This is a genomic window from Pseudomonas sp. TE21435 (assembly GCF_056279265.1).
Window position 1 is genome coordinate 4,109,946 of record NZ_JBWBQZ010000001.1, and the last position, 17,944, is coordinate 4,127,889.

The following is a 17,944-nucleotide window of genomic DNA, read 5'->3' on the forward strand; positions in this document are numbered from 1 at the left end:
TCCTACAGTGAATCGACGCCAATGAACAGCCAAGGGATCAGCATGTTCGACTGGAACGATCTGCGGTTTTTCCTCGAGTTGCAGCGTAGCGGCCGCCTGCTCAGCGCCGCCAAGCGCCTCAACACTACCCACAGCACCGTCGCCCGGCATATCGAGAGCATCGAGAAGCACCTGGGCACCGCGCTATTCGTGCAGCACGCCCAGGGCTATGAACTCACACCCTCCGGCCAGGCCCTGCTCAAGCACGCCGAAGCCATGGAGAACGTTGCCCTGCTTGCGCAGGAAGAAATCACCCAGGCCATCACGCCGCTGGGCAAGATCCGCCTTGGCGTGACCGAAGGCATAGGCATCATGTTCTTCACTCCGCGCATGAAGGCACTGTTCCAGCGTTACCCAGGGCTGGAGGTGGAACTGGTGGCGGTGCCGCGGTTCGTCAGTATCCTCAACCGCGAAGCCGAGATCAGCATTCACCTGGAACGGCCCAACGCCGACCTGCTGATCACCCGCAAGCTCACCGACTACCGTCTGGCCCTGTACGCCAGCCAGGACTACCTGAATCAGGCGCCGTCGCTCAACACCCGCGAAGATCTGGCCCGGCACAACTGGATCGGCTACGTCGACGACCTGCTGTTCAGTCAGGAACTGCTGTTCCTCAACAGCTTCTGCCGCGCGCCCAACGTGGTGTTCAGAAGCACCAGCGTGATCGCCCAGCAGCACGCCGCCCAGGCCGGGCTGGGTATCGCCGTGCTGCCCAACTACATGGCCCGACACGATCCGAAGCTGGTACGCGTACTGCCCAGCGAGACCATCCAGCGCAGCTACTGGATCTGTACCCGCCGCGAGCTGCACAAGTCGGTGCGCTTGCGGGTGGTGTGGGATTACCTGCTGGCGCTGTGCGCCGCCCAGCAGGAAGAATTGCTAGCCGAGTAGTGCCTTGCCGGCGAGCAGCACGGCGGCGCCGCAGCCCACCATGGCGAACAGCTGCTGCAGGCGCGGACCGGCCAGCTTGCTCGCCAATGGCCGCGCCAGCAGCAAACCCAGCACCGCCCCTGCGGCGAACGGTGCACCGACCCTCCAATGCATCACGCCCGCCACGCTGGCGCTGACCACACTGCCAGTGGACACCAGGGCGATCACCGCCAGCGAAGTGGCGACGATGCTTTTCATGTTCAGGTTGGTGTAGCGGTTCAAGGCCGGAATGATCACGAAGCCGCCACCGACGCCCAGCAGGCCAGACAGCAACCCCGACAACATTCCGGTAAACGCCAGCGCGCGGGCGCAGGGGAGAGTCCAGCGCAAGCGCCCCTGCAACGGGTTGAGCACGCAAGGCATGATCTCCCGTTCGCCGCAAGGTGACTCGCCGCGCAGCTCCCGTGCTGCCTTGCGCCAGATTCGCAAACAGGCGTACACCAACACCCCGGCGAAAACCAAGGCCAAAGGTAGGTTGGGCACACGGTGAGCGAGTATCAGGCCGAACGGCGCGCAGGCAATCCCGATCAGCGCGATGAACAGGGCCGCCCGGTAGCGCACCAGCCCCTGGCGCAGGCCGAGCACTGCACCGACTGCCGCCGCCAACCCCACGGCCAGCAGGCCGATCGGGGCCGCCTCGACCATGCTCAGCCCCAGGCCAAACACCAGCAGCGGTACCGCGAGGATACCGCCACCGGCGCCGGTCAACGCCAACAACGCGCCAATGATCGCGCCAAGCCCGGCGCCCAGCAGTTGTTGCTCGATCACTGTTGCGCCTCGACCACCAAGGGTTGCGGCCGGGCCAGCCACTCGCGGCCCTTGAGCATGGCTTTCCAGTACAGCGGCGGCAGGATCTGCGCCTTGAGCAGCCAAGCCAGGCGGGTTGGCCTGCGGCCATCGAGCAGCCAACGCGGGAAGCTCGGTGCCAGCTTGCCGCCGTAGGTGAACTCGGCCAGGACGATCTTGCCACGCTCCACTGTCAGCGGGCAGGAGCCGTAGCCATCGTATTGCGCGAGGGTCGCGAGCCGGCCAAGCGCCACCAGCACATTGTTGGCCACCACCGGCGCCTGCTTGCGGGCGGCAGCGGCGGTCTTGGCATTGGTGGTGTTGGCCACGTCGCCCAGAGCATGGATATTGCCAAACTGGCGATGGCGCAAGGTATGCGGATCGACATCCACCCAACCCGCCGCGTCAGCCAGTGGGCTCTGGCGGATGAAATCAGGCGCCACCTGAGGTGGAACCACATGCAGCATGTCGAAGGCTTCGACGCGGGTCTCGGTACTGCCGTCGGGGAGGGTGCGCATGAACGTGGCACGCTTGTTCGCGCCATCCACCGCCGTCAGGCGATGCTGATAGTTCAGGTCGACGCCGTACTTGTCGATATAGCTCATCAGCGCCGGCACATAGTCCGGCACACCGAACAGCACCGCGCCGGCATTGAAGAAGCTGGCCCTCACGTTGCCCAGGTGGCCGCTGCGCAGCCAGTGGTCACACGACAGGTACAGCGCCTTCTGCGGCGCCCCGGCGCACTTGATCGGCATCGGCGGCTGGGTGAAAAGGGCGCGCCCCTGCTTGAGGTCCTGCACCAGTTGCCAGGTATAGGGTGCCAGGTCATAGCGGTAGTTGGAGGTGACACCGTTGCGCCCAAGGGTCTCACTCAAGCCTTCGATGGCATTCCAATCGAGCTTCAAACCCGGGCAGACCACCAGCTGTTCATAGCTGACAGCGCGACCACCCTCGAGCAGCACCAGTTGGCCCTGGGGATCGAAGCCGTCCACCCGCGCCTTGATCCAGCGCACATCGCGGGGCAGGGTGGCGGCCATGGTGTGGGCGGTACTCGACGCCTTGAACACACCAGCACCGACCATGGTCCAGCCTGGCTGGTAGTAGTGCACATCGGCGGGGTCGATCAGGGCAATATCCAGCGAAGGATCACGGGCGATCAGGCTGGAGGCGGTGGCAATACCGGCGGCACCGGCGCCAACGATCACCACCTTGTGGTGGTCGGCACGGGAGGAATCGGCAGGGGGCAGGGCAGGCATGGCGGTGTTCCTTGGAAATCTCGTTATGGGTACGGCGTGGCTTACAGCTTGTTCAGCGGGATCTTCAGGTAGCTCACACCGTTTTCTTCAGGTTCGGGGAATTGCCCGCTGCGCATGTTGATCTGCACCGACGGCAAGATCAGCACGGGCATGTCGAGGGTCTTGTCACGGGCTTCGCGCATCTGCACGAAGCTGTCTTCGCTGACTCCTTGATGAATATGGATGTTGTCGGCGCGTTGCTCGGCCACGGTGGTGACGAAGCACAGCTCACGGCCACCAGGCAGGTAGTCGTGGCACATGAACAGCCGGGTCTGGTCCGGGAAGGCGAGCAGGCGACGGATCGACTTGTACAGGGTTCTTGCGCTAGCGCCCGGGAAGTCGCAACGGGCGGTGCCATAGTCAGGAGTGAACAAGGTGTCGCCGACGAACACGGCAGTCTCGCCCGCATCCTCGACCATGTAGCTCATGCATGCCGGGGTATGTCCAGGGGTGTGCAGGGCGCGGGCATGCAGGTTACCGATGCGAAATCCTTCTTCATCTTCGAACAGGACGTCGAACTGGCTGCCGTCACGAGCAAAACCCGGCTCGGCGTTGAACAGGGTGCCAAAGACTTTCTGAACCTGGGTGATCTGCGCACCGATCGCGATGCTGCCGCCCAGCCGCGCCTTGAGGTAGGCCGCCGCGGACAGATGGTCGGCGTGCACATGGGTATCCAGAATCCATTGAACCTTGGCATCCAGCGCCTCGACGCGGGCGATCAGCTTGTCCGCCGAGCTTGTGCAGGTACGCCCGGACTTGGGGTCGTAATCCAGCACGCTGTCGATCAGCGCGCATTGCCGCGTCTCGCCATCCATGACCAGGTAGCTGATGGTCCAGGTCGCCTTGTCGAAGAACTCTTCAACGTGAAGGTTGTTGCCGATGATCATTGCACTCTCCAGTTATCCCAAGCCTCCTTGAAGGCATAGGCAGTTGAAGGTCCTTTATCAAGATGCATGCCAGCCTTTCAGATAGACGCCTTCCCCCTGTAGGAGCGGTCTCGTGCGGTGAAGGGCGAGCAGCAGCCCTCATTCCAGCAACCCACAGGTGACAGTTCCTGGCAGTCGACTGTCAGCCGATGGCAGTGATTGGCAGTCCTTGCTACGCTCGCCAGGTCCTCCATCTGGTGCTGTCATGCTAGCCGCTTCCCATCCCGCGATCATCGCGCTGGTGTCCTACCTTGAACACGATGTGCTGCCCAGCATCGTGCTGGACACCGACTACAACATCCTCGCCGCCAACGCCGCCTACCGTCGCCAGTTCGGCAACGAGGAACACGCGCCAATCGGCGATAAGTGTCATCGGGTGTCCCATCACTACGCCGTTCCCTGCGACCAGGCGGGTGAGCACTGCCCGCTGCGAAAATCGCTGGACAGCAAGGTGCCCGAGCGCGTCCTGCACATCCATCACACACCACGCGGGCCGGAACATGTAGATGTGGAACTGCGTCCGATCCTCGACGGCGAGGGCAGGGTGGTAGCGTTCGTCGAGCGGCTGACCAGCGTCACCCTGGCATCGGCACAACCTCAACAACAGGGCTTGGTCGGCCGGGCTCCGTCCTTCAAGAGCGCCGTTTCCAGTCTGCAACGTGCCGCCCCCGCGCAGATCCCGGTCCTGCTCCAGGGTGAATCCGGGACGGGGAAGGAGCTTTTCGCACGGGCATTGCACCTGGGCAGTCCCCGGGCCAATGGCCCCTTGGTGGTGGTGGACTGCACCGGGCTGACCGAATCACTGTTCGAGAGTGAGTTGTTCGGCTATGAGAAGGGGGCTTTCACCGGCGCGACCCAGCGCAAGATCGGCCTGGCCGAAGCGGCTCACGGTGGAACACTGTTCCTCGATGAGATCGGTGAGGTGCCGCTGGCCATGCAAGTGAAGTTGCTACGTCTGATCGAATCCGGAAGCTTCCGTCCGGTCGGCAGCACGCGCACGGTCCATTCAGACTTCCGTCTGGTCTCAGCCACCCACAAGCCATTGAAAGAGATGGCCGTTGAAGGGACCTTCCGCGAAGACCTCTACTACCGCATCAGCGGTTTCCCGATTCGCCTGCCATCGCTACGCGAAAGAGTCGAGGATTTGCCGTTGCTCTGTGAGAGCCTATTGCAACGTATGGCCGGCAAGCACGCGCCCAAGGTTAGCCCCGAGGCACTCGAACGCCTCGTTCTTCATACCTTCCCAGGCAACATTCGCGAGCTCAGAAACATACTAGAGCGGGCGCGATTGTTTGCTGATGATGGACTTATTCGCCCGGAGCATCTCCCGGAGGAGATCCATTCGACTACAACGCAGTCTGTTAACCGGAGACGCGGAAGGAACAAGATGGCGGATCTGGCCCATGCCTTGGAAACCTTTAACGGTTCTCGAAGTGAGTTGGCTGAACATCTTGGGATGAGTGAGCGTACGTTGTACCGTCGACTAAAGGCCTTGGGGATTTCGTAGTTCCACGTGGAACATTCGTGAAGGCAAAAAAAAAACCAATCCCTGGGGATTGGCTTTCTGTTACTGCCCGCTTATCAGAAGTCCAGGTTCGACACCGACAGCGCGTTACTTTCGATGAAGTCGCGACGCGGCTCGACTGCATCACCCATCAAGGTGTTGAACAGTTGGTCGGCGGCGATGGCGTCCTCGATAGTTACCTTGAGCATGCGGCGCACAGTCGGGTCCATGGTGGTTTCCCACAGCTGGTCCGGGTTCATCTCACCCAGCCCTTTGTATCGCTGGATGGTGTGGCGCTTGGTGCTCTCGTTCATCAGCCAGTCGAGGGCTTCCTTGAACTCGGTGACCGCCTTGCGGCGCTCACCGCGCTGAACGTATGCACCTTCACCCAACAACGTACCGAGTTTTTCGCCGAGGGCGACGACGCTGCGGTAGTCATTGCTGCCGAAGAAATCACGGTTGAAAGTGACGTAGCTGGCCAAGCCATGGGAGGTGGTTTCAACCACTGGCAGCCAGATATTACGTTCCTTGTCCTCGTGCAAGTCAGCCTTGTAGGCCAAACCAGAACGCTGGCTGTTGTCCAGGCGCTGCTGGAACGCCTTGAGCCAATCATCCATCTGCGCCTTGTCAGCCAATTGCTCGACGGTAACTTTTGGCAGGTAGATGAAGTTCTCGGTCAGCTCTTCCGGATACAGGCGCGACAGACGCTTCAGCGTTTTCATCACACCGCGGAACTCGTTGACCAGTCCTTGTAGCTGAACACCAGAGACCGCAGGCGCTGCTTCATCCAGGTGCAGGCTGGCATCTTCCAGGGCCGATTGGGTCATGTATTCTTCCATGGCCTCATCGTCCTTGATGTACTGCTCCTGCTTGCCTTTCTTCACCTTGTACAGCGGTGGCTGAGCGATGTAGATGTAGCCACGCTCGACCAGCTCCGGCAGTTGACGGAAGAAGAAGGTCAGCAGCAGGGTACGGATGTGCGAACCGTCGACGTCAGCATCGGTCATGATGATGATGTTGTGATAGCGCAGCTTGTCGATGTTGTACTCTTCGCGCCCGATGCCACAGCCCAGTGCGGTGATCAGCGTGCCAACCTCCTGCGAGGAGATCATCTTGTCGAAGCGTGCCTTCTCGACGTTGAGGATCTTACCCTTCAGCGGCAGGATCGCCTGGGTGCGACGGTTGCGGCCTTGCTTGGCCGAACCACCCGCGGAGTCACCCTCCACCAGGTACAGTTCGGAAAGGGCAGGGTCTTTCTCCTGGCAGTCGGCCAGTTTGCCCGGCAGACCAGCGATATCCAATGCACCTTTACGACGAGTCATCTCGCGTGCTTTACGCGCCGCTTCACGGGCACGTGCGGCATCGATCATCTTGCCGACCACGGCCTTGGCCTCGTTGGGGTTTTCCAACAGGAAGTCGGCGAAGTACTTGTTCATCTCCTGTTCCACGGCGGTCTTCACCTCCGAGGAAACCAGCTTGTCCTTGGTCTGCGAGCTGAACTTCGGATCCGGCACCTTGACCGAAATGATCGCGGTCAAGCCTTCGCGAGCGTCGTCACCGGTGGTGGCAACCTTGTTCTTTTTCGCCAGGCCTTCCTGCTCGATATAGCTGTTCAGGCTACGGGTAAGCGAGGAGCGGAAGCCGACCAGGTGGGTACCACCATCGCGCTGGGGAATGTTGTTGGTGAAGCACAGCAGGTTTTCGTTGAAGCTGTCGTTCCACTGCAGGGCAATTTCAACACCCACGCCATCTTCACGCTGGACGTTGAAGTGGAAGACCTGGGAGTTGACCGGAGTCTTGTTGGTATTCAGGTACTCAACGAAAGCACGCAGGCCACCCTCGTACTTGAAGAACTCCTCCTTGCCGCTGCGCTCATCCTTCAACAGGATACCGACGCCGGAGTTCAGGAACGACAGCTCTCGGATACGCTTGGCGAGGATGTCCCAGCTGAAGTGGATGTTCTTGAAAGTTTCAGCCGAAGGTTTGAAGTGAATGTGGGTACCGGTGGTTTCGCTGTCACCCACCACCGCCATAGGCGCTTGGGGCACGCCATGGACGTAGGTCTGTTCCCAGATCTTACCGCTACGACGAACGGTGAGCACCAGCTGCTCCGACAAAGCATTCACTACCGAGACACCTACACCGTGCAGACCGCCGGACACCTTGTAGGAGTTATCATCGAACTTACCGCCGGCGTGCAGCACGGTCATGATGACCTCTGCTGCCGAAACGCCTTCTTCTTTATGCACATCGACCGGAATACCACGGCCGTTGTCACGAACGCTGATGGATTCGTCCGGATGAATGATGACGGTAATGTCATCGCAATGCCCGGCCAGGGCTTCGTCGATCGAGTTGTCGACCACCTCGAACACCATGTGGTGCAGGCCGCTGCCGTCATCGGTGTCGCCAATGTACATGCCGGGACGTTTGCGTACGGCATCCAGCCCTTTCAGCACTTTAATGCTGGAGGAGTCGTACGTTTGATTTTCGCTCATGCCTTCACTCCCGATGGTCGTGGGTCTGGGTGATACGGCCTTGTTCCACGTGGAACAAGGCAACTGGCGTTTCCGTCTGCCAGCCTTCCCTCAGAAATTCGTGGTCTACACAGGTGATGAACACCTGGCAGTTCAATTCTTCAAGCAAGCGGCACAGGGCGCGGCGGTGCTGCTCGTCCAGCTCGGACGGCAAGTCATCCACCAGATAAATACACTGACCGCGACGAACCTGGCTGACCAGGTGCCCCTGTGCAATGCGCAGGGCGCAGACCACCAACTTCTGCTGCCCACGCGAAAGAATGTCGGCCGCATTGTTCGCGCCCAATCGAAGGCGCAGATCAGCACGCTGTGGCCCGGCCTGGGTGTGGCCCATCTGCTGATCGCGAAGCAGGGAGGCCGCGAGAACTTCATTGAGTTCCCGGTCCTTGTCCCAGCCTCGGTAGTAGCTCAGGGCCAGCCCGTCCAGTTCGACCAGTTCGCTCAGGGTCTGCTCGAAGACAGGCTTCAAGGCCTTGATATAGTTGCGACGGTATTCATCTATCTCCGCACTGGCGAGACATAACTCTCGATCCCAGGCGGCTTGCGAAACGGCGTCCAGTGTACCATGCCGGAGCCATGAGTTCCGCTGCCGCAGGGCCTTCTGCAGGCGCTGCCAGGTAGCCATGAAGCGGGGTTCCACGTGGAACACGCCCCAATCGAGGAACTGCCGGCGCACTTTGGGCGCACCTTCGAGCAGCCGGAAACTGTCCGGGTTGATCAACTGTAATGGCAGCATCTCTGCCAGTTGCGCGGCGCTGCGCGCGTTCTGTCCATCGATGCGAATGGTGAAATCCCCCTGGCGCTCCCGCGACACACCAAGGTTGCTCATACCGCCCTCAGCCAATTCGACCTGGCCGAACACCGTGCAGGTCGGCTGATCGTACTGGATCACCGGGTTTAACCGGGTGCTGCGGAACGAGCGCGCAAGACCGAGCAGGTGCACAGCTTCGAGCACGCTGGTCTTGCCGCTGCCGTTGGCGCCGTAAAGGATGTTGATGCGAGGGGAGGGTGAGAGGGTCACCGGGTGCAGGTTGCGCACCGCGGTGACCGAGAGACGTCGAAGGGACATGTCGCCTGCTACGGGTTACAGACGCATCGGCATGACAACGTAGGACGAGTCGTCATTGCCGGCTTCCTGCAACAAGGCGCTGCTGTTGGAGTCCGACAGAATCAGGCGCACCTGCTCTGTAGTCATCACACCCAGCACGTCCAGCAGGTAGCTGACGTTGAAACCGATCTCCAACGAGCTGCCGTTGTAGTCGACGCTGATCTCTTCTTCCGCTTCTTCCTGTTCCGGGTTGTTGGCCTGGATTTTCAGTTGGCCAGCGGCCAGTTGCAGGCGAATGCCGCGGTACTTCTCGTTGGACAGGATCGCGGTGCGGCTGAACGCTTCGCGCAGTGCCTGACGGTCGCCGATCACCAGCTTGTCGCCACCTTTAGGCAGAACGCGCTCGTAGTCCGGGAACTTGCCGTCCACCAGCTTGGAGGTGAAAGTGAATTCACCGGTGGTGGCACGAATGTGATGCTGGCCCAGAACGATGCTGACCATGCCTTCCGGGTCTGTCAGCAGGCGCGCCAGCTCCAGGATACCTTTGCGCGGCACGATGACCTGATGACGATCAGCTTGGTCGATCGGTGCCTGCATGGCGCACAGCGCCAGGCGATGGCCATCGGTGGCCACGGCACGCAAGGTGCCGGGGGATACTTCCAGCAGCATGCCGTTGAGGTAGTAGCGCACGTCCTGCTGGGCCATGGCGAAGCTGGTGCGTTCGATCAGGCGGCGCAGTTTGCTCTGCTCAAGCTGGCAGGTCAGCGAGCCTGGACCTTCTTCCACGGTCGGGAAGTCATTGGCCGGCAAAGTGGAAAGTGTGAAACGGCTGCGACCGGCCTTGACCAGCAACTTCTGCTCGTCGACCTTGATGTCGATCAGCACATCACTGGGCAGGCTCTTGCAGATGTCCATCAGCTTGCGCGCCGGGACGGTGATCTCGCCCGGTTCAGCCGGTTCTTCCAGCTGTACGCGGCCAACCAGTTCGACTTCCAGGTCGGTACCGGTCAACGACAGCTGCTGGCCTTGCACGACCAGCAGGACGTTGGACAGAACCGGCAAGGTCTGGCGGCGCTCGACGACGCCTGCGACCAGTTGCAGGGGTTTCAACAGGGCTTCGCGTTGAATGGTGAAATGCATGGTCTAGTCCCTTGCCTTCAAATAGCTGCGCAGACGGTCATCAGGTCGTCAGCGTACGCAGCAGGTTCTTGTAGTCCTCGCGGATGTCCGCGTCGGATTCCTTCAATTCATTGATCTTGCGGCAAGCGTGCAACACGGTGGTGTGGTCACGACCGCCGAACATGTCGCCGATCTCCGGCAGACTGTGGTTGGTCAACTCTTTCGACAACGCCATCGCTACCTGCCGTGGCCGCGCCACCGAGCGCGAGCGACGCTTGGACAACAGATCGGAGATCTTGATCTTGTAGTACTCGGCCACCGTGCGCTGGATGTTATCCACACTGACCAGCTTGTCCTGCAGCGCCAACAAGTCCTTGAGCGACTCGCGGATCAGCTCGATGGTGATGTCGCGGCCCATGAAGTGCGAGTGGGCAATCACCCGTTTCAGGGCGCCTTCCAGTTCACGCACATTGGAGCGGATACGCTGGGCGATGAAGAAGGCGGCATCGTGCGGCAACTCGACCTTGGCTTGGTCGGCCTTCTTCATAAGGATGGCCACACGGGTTTCCAGCTCCGGTGGCTCGACGGCGACCGTCAGCCCCCAGCCGAAACGCGACTTCAGGCGCTCTTCCAGGCCTTCGATTTCCTTCGGGTAGCGGTCACTGGTGAGGATCACCTGCTGGCCACCTTCGAGCAGGGCGTTGAAGGTGTGGAAAAACTCTTCCTGCGAGCGCTCCTTGCGGGCGAAGAACTGAATGTCATCGATCAACAGCGCATCGACCGAGCGGTAGAAACGCTTGAACTCATTGATCGCGTTCAGTTGCAGCGCCTTGACCATGTCGGCCACGAAGCGCTCGGAATGCAGGTAGACCACCTTGGCATTCGGATTCTTTTTGAGCAGGTGGTTACCCACAGCGTGCATCAAGTGGGTCTTACCCAGGCCCACGCCCCCATAAAGGAAGAGCGGGTTGTAACCATGCTTGGGGTTGTCGGCGACCTGCCAGGCCGCGGCGCGGGCCAGCTGGTTGGATTTACCCTCGACGAAGGTCTCGAAGGTGAAGGTACGGTTCAGGTAGCTGGTGTGCTTCAAGGCACCTTCGACCTGCACCGTGCGCTGCTCGGTACGCCCGTTGGCCTTCGGGGCCGTGCTGGTGTCGCTCATGCTGTCGAAGCTGTCGCGGCTCAAGGGCTCTTCGACCTCGGCGGCCTGAGTTGGCTCGACCGCTGGAGTGTTCGCATGCTGAACCGCAGCCACCGAAGGCTGCACCTGCGTCTGCTGCGCAAGGGTTGCGGCAACGGCGGCGCTGACAGGTGCGTTGGGGGCAGCACGCGCTGCGGAACTGCGACGGCTGCCTATCAACAAGGAAAGCGCGGGAGCAATGCCGCTGCCCTGTTCACCCAGCAGTTCGAGCAGGCGGCCAAGGTACTTCTCGTTGACCCAATCAAGCACGAAGCGGTTGGGCGCATAGACGCGCAACTCGTCGCCTTCGGCTTCGACCTGTAGCGGACGGATCCAGGTGTTGAATTGCTGGGCAGGCAGTTCATCGCGCAGAAGCTCCACGCACTGCTGCCAAAGTTCCACTGACACGGATATCCCCTGAGTTGAAAGCCGGATGAGGCAAAACAAACCGCCATTGTACCGGGCAGGCGACCAGTTATCCACACGTGGTGGCGATCGCGATCACGGTAAAACCGCCAAAAACTGACGCTTACATCACGCAAGCAGTGTTGATAAGCCCTGTGGATAAGCGCACCTGTGGGCTATGCACAACCCAGGGTTGAGGTCTGTGGATAAAACCTCTGTGGATAAACACCCATTCACTCCACAGGTTGTCCTCATGGCCCGCACAGCCAGAGCACCCTTTACCGACAAGGTTGTGGATCTCTGTACAGCTCGTAAAACGTGACCTTGAGGCACTTATCCACAGAAGATTGCCCAGCTAAGATCTATAAGTTCTTCAAAAAAGCTTTTTATATGCCTCTTTGTTTTTTCTGTTTGCCTGCGTTTTGTCCACGCGGGCAAACGGCCATCGTTCGAGGGAGATTCGATCTACCCTGATTCGACCTTCCATAAGGAATGGCTGGTTGGAAATTGACCTATTGCCTTGCTTTCTCTAGAATCGCCGATCTCTTAAAAAGGGGGCCCTTCCGGCCCGTTGTCGACCAACCCAGGTAACACGCCATGAAACGTACTTTCCAACCAAGCACCATCAAGCGCGCCCGCACCCACGGTTTCCGTGCCCGTATGGCTACCAAGAACGGCCGTGCCGTTCTGTCGCGTCGCCGTGCCAAAGGCCGTAAGCGTCTGGCAATTTGATTTTTCGGCACAGGTGGTGAGTCAGGACTTCAGTCGGGAAAAGCGACTGCTTACACCCCGGCATTTCAAAGCGGTCTTCGACTCCCCAACCGGCAAGGTTCCAGGGAAAAACCTGCTTATCCTTGCCCGCGAGAACGGCCTCGATCATCCGCGCCTAGGCCTGGTGATCGGCAAGAAGAGCGTCAAGCTCGCCGTTCAACGCAATCGCCTGAAACGCCTGATGCGCGATTCGTTTCGCCTGAACCAGCAGCTGTTGGCTGGCCTGGACATCGTGATCGTCGCGCGCAAGGGGTTGGGCGAAGTGGAAAACCCAGAATTGCACCAACACTTTGGCAAGCTCTGGAAGCGACTGGTCCGCAGTCGGCCCTCTCCAGCGGTCGCCAATTCCGCAGGGGTAGACAGTCACGATGCGTAAACTGGCCCTCGTTCCGATCCAGTTTTACCGTTACGCCATCAGTCCACTGATGGCCAGTCACTGTCGTTTCTATCCCAGCTGTTCCTGTTACGCCTATGAAGCCATTGAAAACCATGGCCTCTTGCGTGGTGGGTGGCTGGCCGTTCGTCGCCTGGGGCGTTGTCATCCGTGGAACGACGGCGGTTTCGATCCCGTTCCACCAGCTCCTTCCTCCCGAACTTCTTCGATAGCCGAGTAATCATGGATATTAAACGCACGATCCTGATCGTCGCCCTGGCAATCGTGTCCTATGTCATGGTCCTCAAATGGAACCAGGACTACGGCCAGGCTGCCCTGCCGACTCAGAATGCTGCTGCCAGCAATGCTGCCCCGGCCCTGCCGGACACCGTGCCGGCCGGCAACTCCGGTGCAAGCGCCGATGTGCCGAGCGCCAATGCTGAATCCAGCCCAGCCGAACTGGCGCCAGTGGCGCTCAGCAAGGACCTGATCCGGATCAAGACCGACGTCCTGGACCTGGCTATCGACCCGGTCGGTGGTGACATCGTCCAACTGACCCTGCCTAAGTACCCACGTCGCCAGGATCATCCAGATATTCCGTTCCAGCTGTTCGACAACGGTGGCGAACGTGTGTATCTGGCCCAGAGTGGCCTGACCGGCGCCAACGGTCCGGACGCCCGCGCCACTGGTCGACCGCTGTACGCCGCAGAGCAGAAGAGCTTCCAGCTGGCCGACGGCCAGGACCAACTGTCGGTCGATCTGAAGTTCAGCGAGAACGGCGTCAACTACATCAAGCGCTTCAGCTTCAAGCGCGGTGAGTATGACCTGACCGTCAGCTACCTGATCGACAACCAGAGTGCTCAGGCCTGGACCGGCAACATGTTTGCCCAGCTCAAGCGTGACGCCAGCTCCGATCCGTCGTCGAGCACCGCCACCGGTACCGCCACCTACCTCGGCGCGGCCCTGTGGACAGCTTCCGAGCCGTACAAGAAAGTGTCGATGAAAGACATCGACAAGGGTAGTTTGAAAGAAAATGTGACTGGCGGCTGGGTAGCCTGGCTGCAGCACTACTTCGTGACAGCCTGGATCCCGACCCACTCGGACAACAACGCCGTCCAGACCCGCAAGGACAGTCAAGGCAACTACATCATCGGCTATACCGGCCCGGCGCTTAACGTCCCTGCCGGCGGCAAGGTCGAAACCAGCGCCATGCTGTATGCCGGCCCGAAGATCCAGTCCAAGCTCAAGGAGTTGTCCCCAGGCCTGGAACTGACCGTCGACTACGGCTTCCTGTGGTTCATCGCACAGCCGATCTTCTGGCTGCTGCAACATATCCACAGCCTGCTGGGCAACTGGGGCTGGTCGATCATCGTCCTGACCATGTTGATCAAGGGCCTGTTCTTCCCGCTGTCGGCCGCCAGCTACCGCTCGATGGCGCGCATGCGTGCCGTGGCGCCAAAACTGGCCCAGCTCAAGGAACGCTTCGGTGATGATCGCCAGAAGATGTCCCAGGCGATGATGGAGCTGTACAAGAAAGAGAAGATCAACCCGCTGGGCGGCTGCCTGCCGATCCTGGTGCAGATGCCGGTGTTCCTGGCCCTGTACTGGGTGCTGCTGGAAAGCGTCGAGATGCGCCAAGCCCCGTGGATGCTGTGGATCACCGACCTGTCGATCAAGGATCCGTTCTTCATCCTGCCGATCATCATGGGTGCCACCATGTTCATCCAGCAGCGCCTGAACCCGACCCCGCCCGATCCTATGCAGGCGAAGGTAATGAAAATGATGCCGATCATCTTCACCTTCTTCTTCCTGTGGTTCCCGGCTGGTCTGGTGCTGTACTGGGTTGTGAACAACTGCCTGTCGATCGGACAGCAGTGGTACATCACTCGTCGTATCGAGGCTGCGACCAAGAACGCAGCCGCTTGACGGGCTGCTACGCTAGCCTGTGAACAAAAACGCCCCCCTGGGGCGTTTTTGCTATCTGTCGTATTCGTTGTAGAGGTTCGAGCATGAACACAGTGCGTGAAACCATTGCCGCCATCGCCACCGCCCAGGGCCGTGGCGGGGTAGGCATCGTCAGATTGTCCGGCCCGCTGGCCCGCCAGGCCGGGCAAGTCATTACCGGACGCAATACGCTGAACCCGCGGCATGCCCATTACGGCCCGTTCCGCGATGACGATGGCCTGGTGCTGGATGAAGGGATCGCGCTGTTCTTCCCCGGGCCGAACTCGTTCACCGGCGAAGATGTGCTGGAGCTGCAAGGCCACGGCGGCCCGGTAGTCATGGACATGCTGCTGCAACGTTGCCTGCAGCTCGGTTGCCGGCTGGCACGTCCAGGGGAATTCAGCGAGCGAGCGTTCCTCAACGACAAGCTCGACCTGGCCCAGGCCGAGGCAATCGCCGACCTGATCGAAGCCAGCTCCACGCAGGCTGCGCGCAATGCCTTGCGTTCCCTGCAGGGGGCATTCTCCAAGCGTGTGCATGGCCTCACCGAAGCTCTGATCGCCCTGCGCATCTATGTCGAAGCCGCCATCGACTTCCCAGAGGAAGAGATCGACTTTCTTGCCGATGGCCATGTGCTGCGCATGCTCGATGAGGTGCGTGACACGTTATCCACAGTTCAGCGCGAAGCGGGGCAAGGCGCATTGCTTCGCGATGGCATGACCGTGGTCATCGCAGGCCGGCCGAACGCCGGCAAGTCGAGCCTGCTCAACCAGTTGGCCGGGCGTGAAGCGGCAATTGTCACCGATATCGCCGGCACTACCCGGGATATCCTCCGCGAACATATCCACATCGATGGCATGCCGCTGCATGTGGTCGACACCGCGGGCCTGCGCGACACCGATGACCATGTGGAAAAGATCGGTGTGGAACGGGCGCTCAAGGCCATCGCCGAGGCCGACCGTGTGCTCCTGGTAGTCGATTCGACGGCACCGGAAGCCACTGATCCGTTTGCCTTGTGGCCAGAGTTTCTCGATCAGCGCCCCGACGTGGCCAAGGTCACTCTCATTCGCAACAAGGCGGATCTCAGTGGTGAAGTCGTGGGCCTGGAGCAAAGCGACGATGGGCACGTCACCATCACCCTCAGCGCCCGGGACAACGACATGGGCCTGGACCTGCTGCGTGAGCATCTCAAGGCTTGCATGGGCTATGAACAAACCGCCGAAAGCAGCTTCAGCGCTCGTCGCCGGCACCTGGAGGCGCTACGCCAGGCCAGTGCGCACCTCGAGCATGGCCGTGCGCAGCTGACCCTCGCCGGTGCCGGTGAGCTGCTGGCAGAGGATCTGCGCCAGGCACAGCAAGTGCTGGGTGAAATTACCGGAGCATTCAGCTCGGATGACCTGCTGGGCCGGATTTTCTCCAGCTTCTGCATTGGCAAGTGATCCCATAGGGTTCGATTCGCAACAAAGCCGCTCTCTGGAGCGGCTTTTTTTTGGTTCTTCACGGAATCCCGGGAAAGACAGAAACAAGAACGCCGGTTTGATGGATGATGTTCGTGCGAGCAAACACATCTACAAACCGGCGTTCTTGTGCACGATATTAATACGTTTCTGCCCTTTTGGGAGGGCTTTTCTGTCACCGCGATCCGGCATGACGGCAACGACCTGTTGATCGACCTGATTCCGCAGCCCACCAGATTCCCCACCTGCAGCGGCTGTCATCAGCCCAGCACCGCCATCCACGAATACTGTCAGCGCTCAATCCGTGACCTGCCCATTCTTGGCCGGGCGGTGCGATTGAATGTCGAGCTGCGACGCGTTGGGTGTAGCGCATGTGGCAAGCGAATGGAGTCAGTCCGCTGGCTTGACCGCTATTCGCGGATGACCAGGCGTTTGTCCGAAGCCGTGATCCAGGCTTGCCAAAGACTGCCCACCTTGCACGTCGCGGAGCTGTTTGGTTTGCATTGGGACAGCGTGCGTTTGCTGGAGCGGCGGGCGCTACAGGCCGCACTGGAGAAGCTGCCGAGGGCCCAGCCCAGACGCTTGGTGATGGATGAGTTCGCTCTGTTCAAAGGGCATCGCTACGCCAGCGTGGTGTTGGATGCCGACACTCGCCGGGTGCTGTGGATTGGCGAAGGGCGTAGCCGAGCCGCTGTCAGGCCCTTTTTCGAGGAGCTGGGGCCGGAGGGCTGTGCACGGATCGAAGCAGTGGCAATGGACATGAACACCGCATTTGACTTGGAGGTGCGCCAACATTGCCCTAGGGCACGCGTTGTCTATGACCTGTTTCATGTGGTCGCCAAGTATGGGCGAGAGGTGATTGACCGGGTACGGGTCGATGAGGCCAACCGCCTGCGCCAGGACAAACCCGCGCGCAAGGTGATCAAGCAAGCGCGGTGGCTGCTGCTGCGCAATCCAGAGAACCTCAAGCGAGAAGATCAGCAGGTACATCTGCAGGATCTGCTGGCGGCCAACCAATCGCTGATGACAGTTTACTTGATGAAGGCAGAGCTCAAAGCCCTGTGGTCGCCTACCACCGCTTGGGGGTGGCGATCAGCCTGGAAACAGTGGCTGCGCTTGGCTGCTGAAAGCGAAATACCGGCGCTGAAGCAGTTTGCTAGACGGCTGAAGGGATACTGGCGCGGCATCCTGAGCAGGGTGCGATGGCCCATGCACACCGGGCAGTTGGAAGGCATAAACAACCGGATCAAGGTGATCAAGCGGATGGCTTACGGCTACCGGGACAGCGAATTCTTTTTCATGAAGATCAAGTATGACTTTCCCGGCAATCCGTGAAGAACCTTTTTTTTTGCCCGCGATTCGTGTTGGTCGGGTCATTGCAAGCAGACCAGCAACCAAGGACGACACGCGCCGCGGAAAAAATTTCATCAACAGCGCCCCGCAACCTGGATAAGCTCTGTGGAAAACTCGACCTCAGCTCCGTTGATAACCAGGCTTTTTTTCTGAGGACAAACCTGCCTGTGGGTAACAGCATGATTCATCCACAGGTTAAACAGCGGTATCCAGAGCCCCCAGGGCCACTTCGACACAGGGTTTTGATTCTCTGTACACATTGATATGTATGGGCTGC

The 17,944-nt window shown here is 60.2% G+C and carries 15 protein-coding genes; 8 read left to right on the forward strand and 7 right to left on the reverse strand.

The genetic code is table 11. The features are described from left to right. Window positions 1–42 precede the first annotated feature (42 nt). On the forward strand, window positions 43–930 hold the full coding sequence (locus ACZ9C1_RS18665; RefSeq protein ID WP_102683375.1) for a LysR family transcriptional regulator: 888 nt from the start codon (window positions 43–45) through the stop codon (window positions 928–930). On the opposite strand, the gene ACZ9C1_RS18670 is transcribed toward ACZ9C1_RS18665, so the two are convergent. From ACZ9C1_RS18670 to ACZ9C1_RS18680, 3 genes are read right to left on the reverse strand one after another with little or no spacing between them, the layout of a single operon-like run. After that, a complete protein-coding gene (locus ACZ9C1_RS18670; RefSeq protein WP_476254261.1) occupies window positions 919–1,737 on the reverse strand; it encodes a sulfite exporter TauE/SafE family protein in 819 nt (272 codons plus the stop codon). The genes ACZ9C1_RS18665 and ACZ9C1_RS18670 overlap by 12 nt on opposite strands. Beyond that, on the reverse strand, window positions 1,734–3,011 hold the full coding sequence (locus ACZ9C1_RS18675; protein ID WP_476254262.1) for an NAD(P)/FAD-dependent oxidoreductase: 1,278 nt from the start codon (window positions 3,009–3,011) through the stop codon (window positions 1,734–1,736). The genes ACZ9C1_RS18670 and ACZ9C1_RS18675 overlap by 4 nt, the downstream gene beginning before the upstream one ends. A gap of 41 nt (window positions 3,012–3,052) precedes the next feature. Further along, window positions 3,053–3,937 (reverse strand): MBL fold metallo-hydrolase, encoded by an 885-nt coding sequence (locus tag ACZ9C1_RS18680; protein ID WP_476254263.1) that lies wholly within the window; start codon window positions 3,935–3,937, stop codon window positions 3,053–3,055. A gap of 244 nt (window positions 3,938–4,181) precedes the next feature. On the opposite strand from ACZ9C1_RS18680, the gene ACZ9C1_RS18685 reads away from it, so the two are divergent. Next, on the forward strand, window positions 4,182–5,483 hold the full coding sequence (locus ACZ9C1_RS18685; RefSeq protein WP_476254264.1) for a sigma-54 interaction domain-containing protein: 1,302 nt from the start codon (window positions 4,182–4,184) through the stop codon (window positions 5,481–5,483). A 74-nt stretch (window positions 5,484–5,557) separates the two neighbouring features. Here ACZ9C1_RS18685 and gyrB read toward each other — a convergent pair whose 3' ends face one another. Genes gyrB through dnaA form a run of 4 tightly spaced genes read right to left on the reverse strand, consistent with a single transcriptional unit; the run spans window position 5,558 to window position 11,772 of the window. Next, a complete protein-coding gene (gene gyrB, locus ACZ9C1_RS18690; RefSeq protein WP_102683380.1) occupies window positions 5,558–7,978 on the reverse strand; it encodes a DNA topoisomerase (ATP-hydrolyzing) subunit B in 2,421 nt (806 codons plus the stop codon). Window positions 7,979–7,982: 4 nt separating this feature from the next. Continuing rightward, a complete protein-coding gene (gene recF, locus ACZ9C1_RS18695; RefSeq protein ID WP_277502398.1) occupies window positions 7,983–9,086 on the reverse strand; it encodes a DNA replication/repair protein RecF in 1,104 nt (367 codons plus the stop codon). Window positions 9,087–9,101: 15 nt separating this feature from the next. Then, window positions 9,102–10,205, reverse strand: a complete 1,104-nt coding sequence (dnaN, locus tag ACZ9C1_RS18700; protein WP_102683381.1) for a DNA polymerase III subunit beta — start codon at window positions 10,203–10,205, stop codon at window positions 9,102–9,104. A gap of 40 nt (window positions 10,206–10,245) precedes the next feature. Beyond that, window positions 10,246–11,772 carry a chromosomal replication initiator protein DnaA gene (gene dnaA, locus ACZ9C1_RS18705; protein WP_277502399.1) on the reverse strand — a complete coding sequence of 509 codons (1,527 nt, stop codon included), beginning with the start codon at window positions 11,770–11,772 and terminating at the stop codon, window positions 10,246–10,248. 594 nt (window positions 11,773–12,366) lie between these two features. On the opposite strand from dnaA, the gene rpmH reads away from it, so the two are divergent. From rpmH to ACZ9C1_RS18735, 6 genes are all read left to right on the forward strand, one after another. Next, complete coding sequence (gene rpmH / locus ACZ9C1_RS18710; RefSeq protein WP_003253163.1) at window positions 12,367–12,501, forward strand: 50S ribosomal protein L34; 135 nt, start codon at window positions 12,367–12,369, stop codon at window positions 12,499–12,501. Between the two features lie 13 nt (window positions 12,502–12,514). Further along, entirely contained in the window at window positions 12,515–12,916 is a 402-nt protein-coding gene (rnpA, locus tag ACZ9C1_RS18715) for a ribonuclease P protein component (protein WP_102683383.1), read from the forward strand. Further along, window positions 12,909–13,154, forward strand: a complete 246-nt coding sequence (gene yidD, locus ACZ9C1_RS18720; RefSeq protein WP_011536514.1) for a membrane protein insertion efficiency factor YidD — start codon at window positions 12,909–12,911, stop codon at window positions 13,152–13,154. Before rnpA ends, yidD begins: the two co-directional genes overlap by 8 nt. Window positions 13,155–13,156: 2 nt before the next feature. Beyond that, window positions 13,157–14,839 (forward strand): membrane protein insertase YidC, encoded by a 1,683-nt coding sequence (gene yidC / locus ACZ9C1_RS18725; protein ID WP_277502400.1) that lies wholly within the window; start codon window positions 13,157–13,159, stop codon window positions 14,837–14,839. A gap of 83 nt (window positions 14,840–14,922) precedes the next feature. After that, the gene (mnmE, locus tag ACZ9C1_RS18730; RefSeq protein ID WP_476254265.1) at window positions 14,923–16,296 is read left to right on the forward strand and encodes a tRNA uridine-5-carboxymethylaminomethyl(34) synthesis GTPase MnmE; all 1,374 of its coding nucleotides are present in this window, start codon (window positions 14,923–14,925) and stop codon (window positions 16,294–16,296) included. Between the two features lie 147 nt (window positions 16,297–16,443). Continuing rightward, window positions 16,444–17,649, forward strand: coding sequence for an ISL3 family transposase (locus ACZ9C1_RS18735; protein ID WP_457378950.1), 1,206 nt, complete (start codon window positions 16,444–16,446; stop codon window positions 17,647–17,649). Window positions 17,650–17,944: the final 295 nt, after the last annotated feature.

Bases quoted from the DNA above. Each gene is read 5' to 3' on its own strand.
- ACZ9C1_RS18665 (WP_102683375.1), top strand. From the start codon at position 43: ATGTTCGACTGGAACGATCTGCGGTTTTTCCTCGAGTTGCAGCGTAGC.
- ACZ9C1_RS18675 (WP_476254262.1), bottom strand. From the start codon at position 3,011: ATGCCTGCCCTGCCCCCTGCCGATTCCTCCCGTGCCGACCACCACAAG.
- ACZ9C1_RS18680 (WP_476254263.1), bottom strand. From the start codon at position 3,937: ATGATCATCGGCAACAACCTTCACGTTGAAGAGTTCTTCGACAAGGCG.
- ACZ9C1_RS18685 (WP_476254264.1), top strand. From the start codon at position 4,182: ATGCTAGCCGCTTCCCATCCCGCGATCATCGCGCTGGTGTCCTACCTT.
- gyrB (WP_102683380.1), bottom strand. From the start codon at position 7,978: ATGAGCGAAAATCAAACGTACGACTCCTCCAGCATTAAAGTGCTGAAA.
- recF (WP_277502398.1), bottom strand. From the start codon at position 9,086: ATGTCCCTTCGACGTCTCTCGGTCACCGCGGTGCGCAACCTGCACCCG.
- dnaN (WP_102683381.1), bottom strand. From the start codon at position 10,205: ATGCATTTCACCATTCAACGCGAAGCCCTGTTGAAACCCCTGCAACTG.
- rpmH (WP_003253163.1), top strand. From the start codon at position 12,367: ATGAAACGTACTTTCCAACCAAGCACCATCAAGCGCGCCCGCACCCAC.
- yidD (WP_011536514.1), top strand. From the start codon at position 12,909: ATGCGTAAACTGGCCCTCGTTCCGATCCAGTTTTACCGTTACGCCATC.
- yidC (WP_277502400.1), top strand. From the start codon at position 13,157: ATGGATATTAAACGCACGATCCTGATCGTCGCCCTGGCAATCGTGTCC.
- mnmE (WP_476254265.1), top strand. From the start codon at position 14,923: ATGAACACAGTGCGTGAAACCATTGCCGCCATCGCCACCGCCCAGGGC.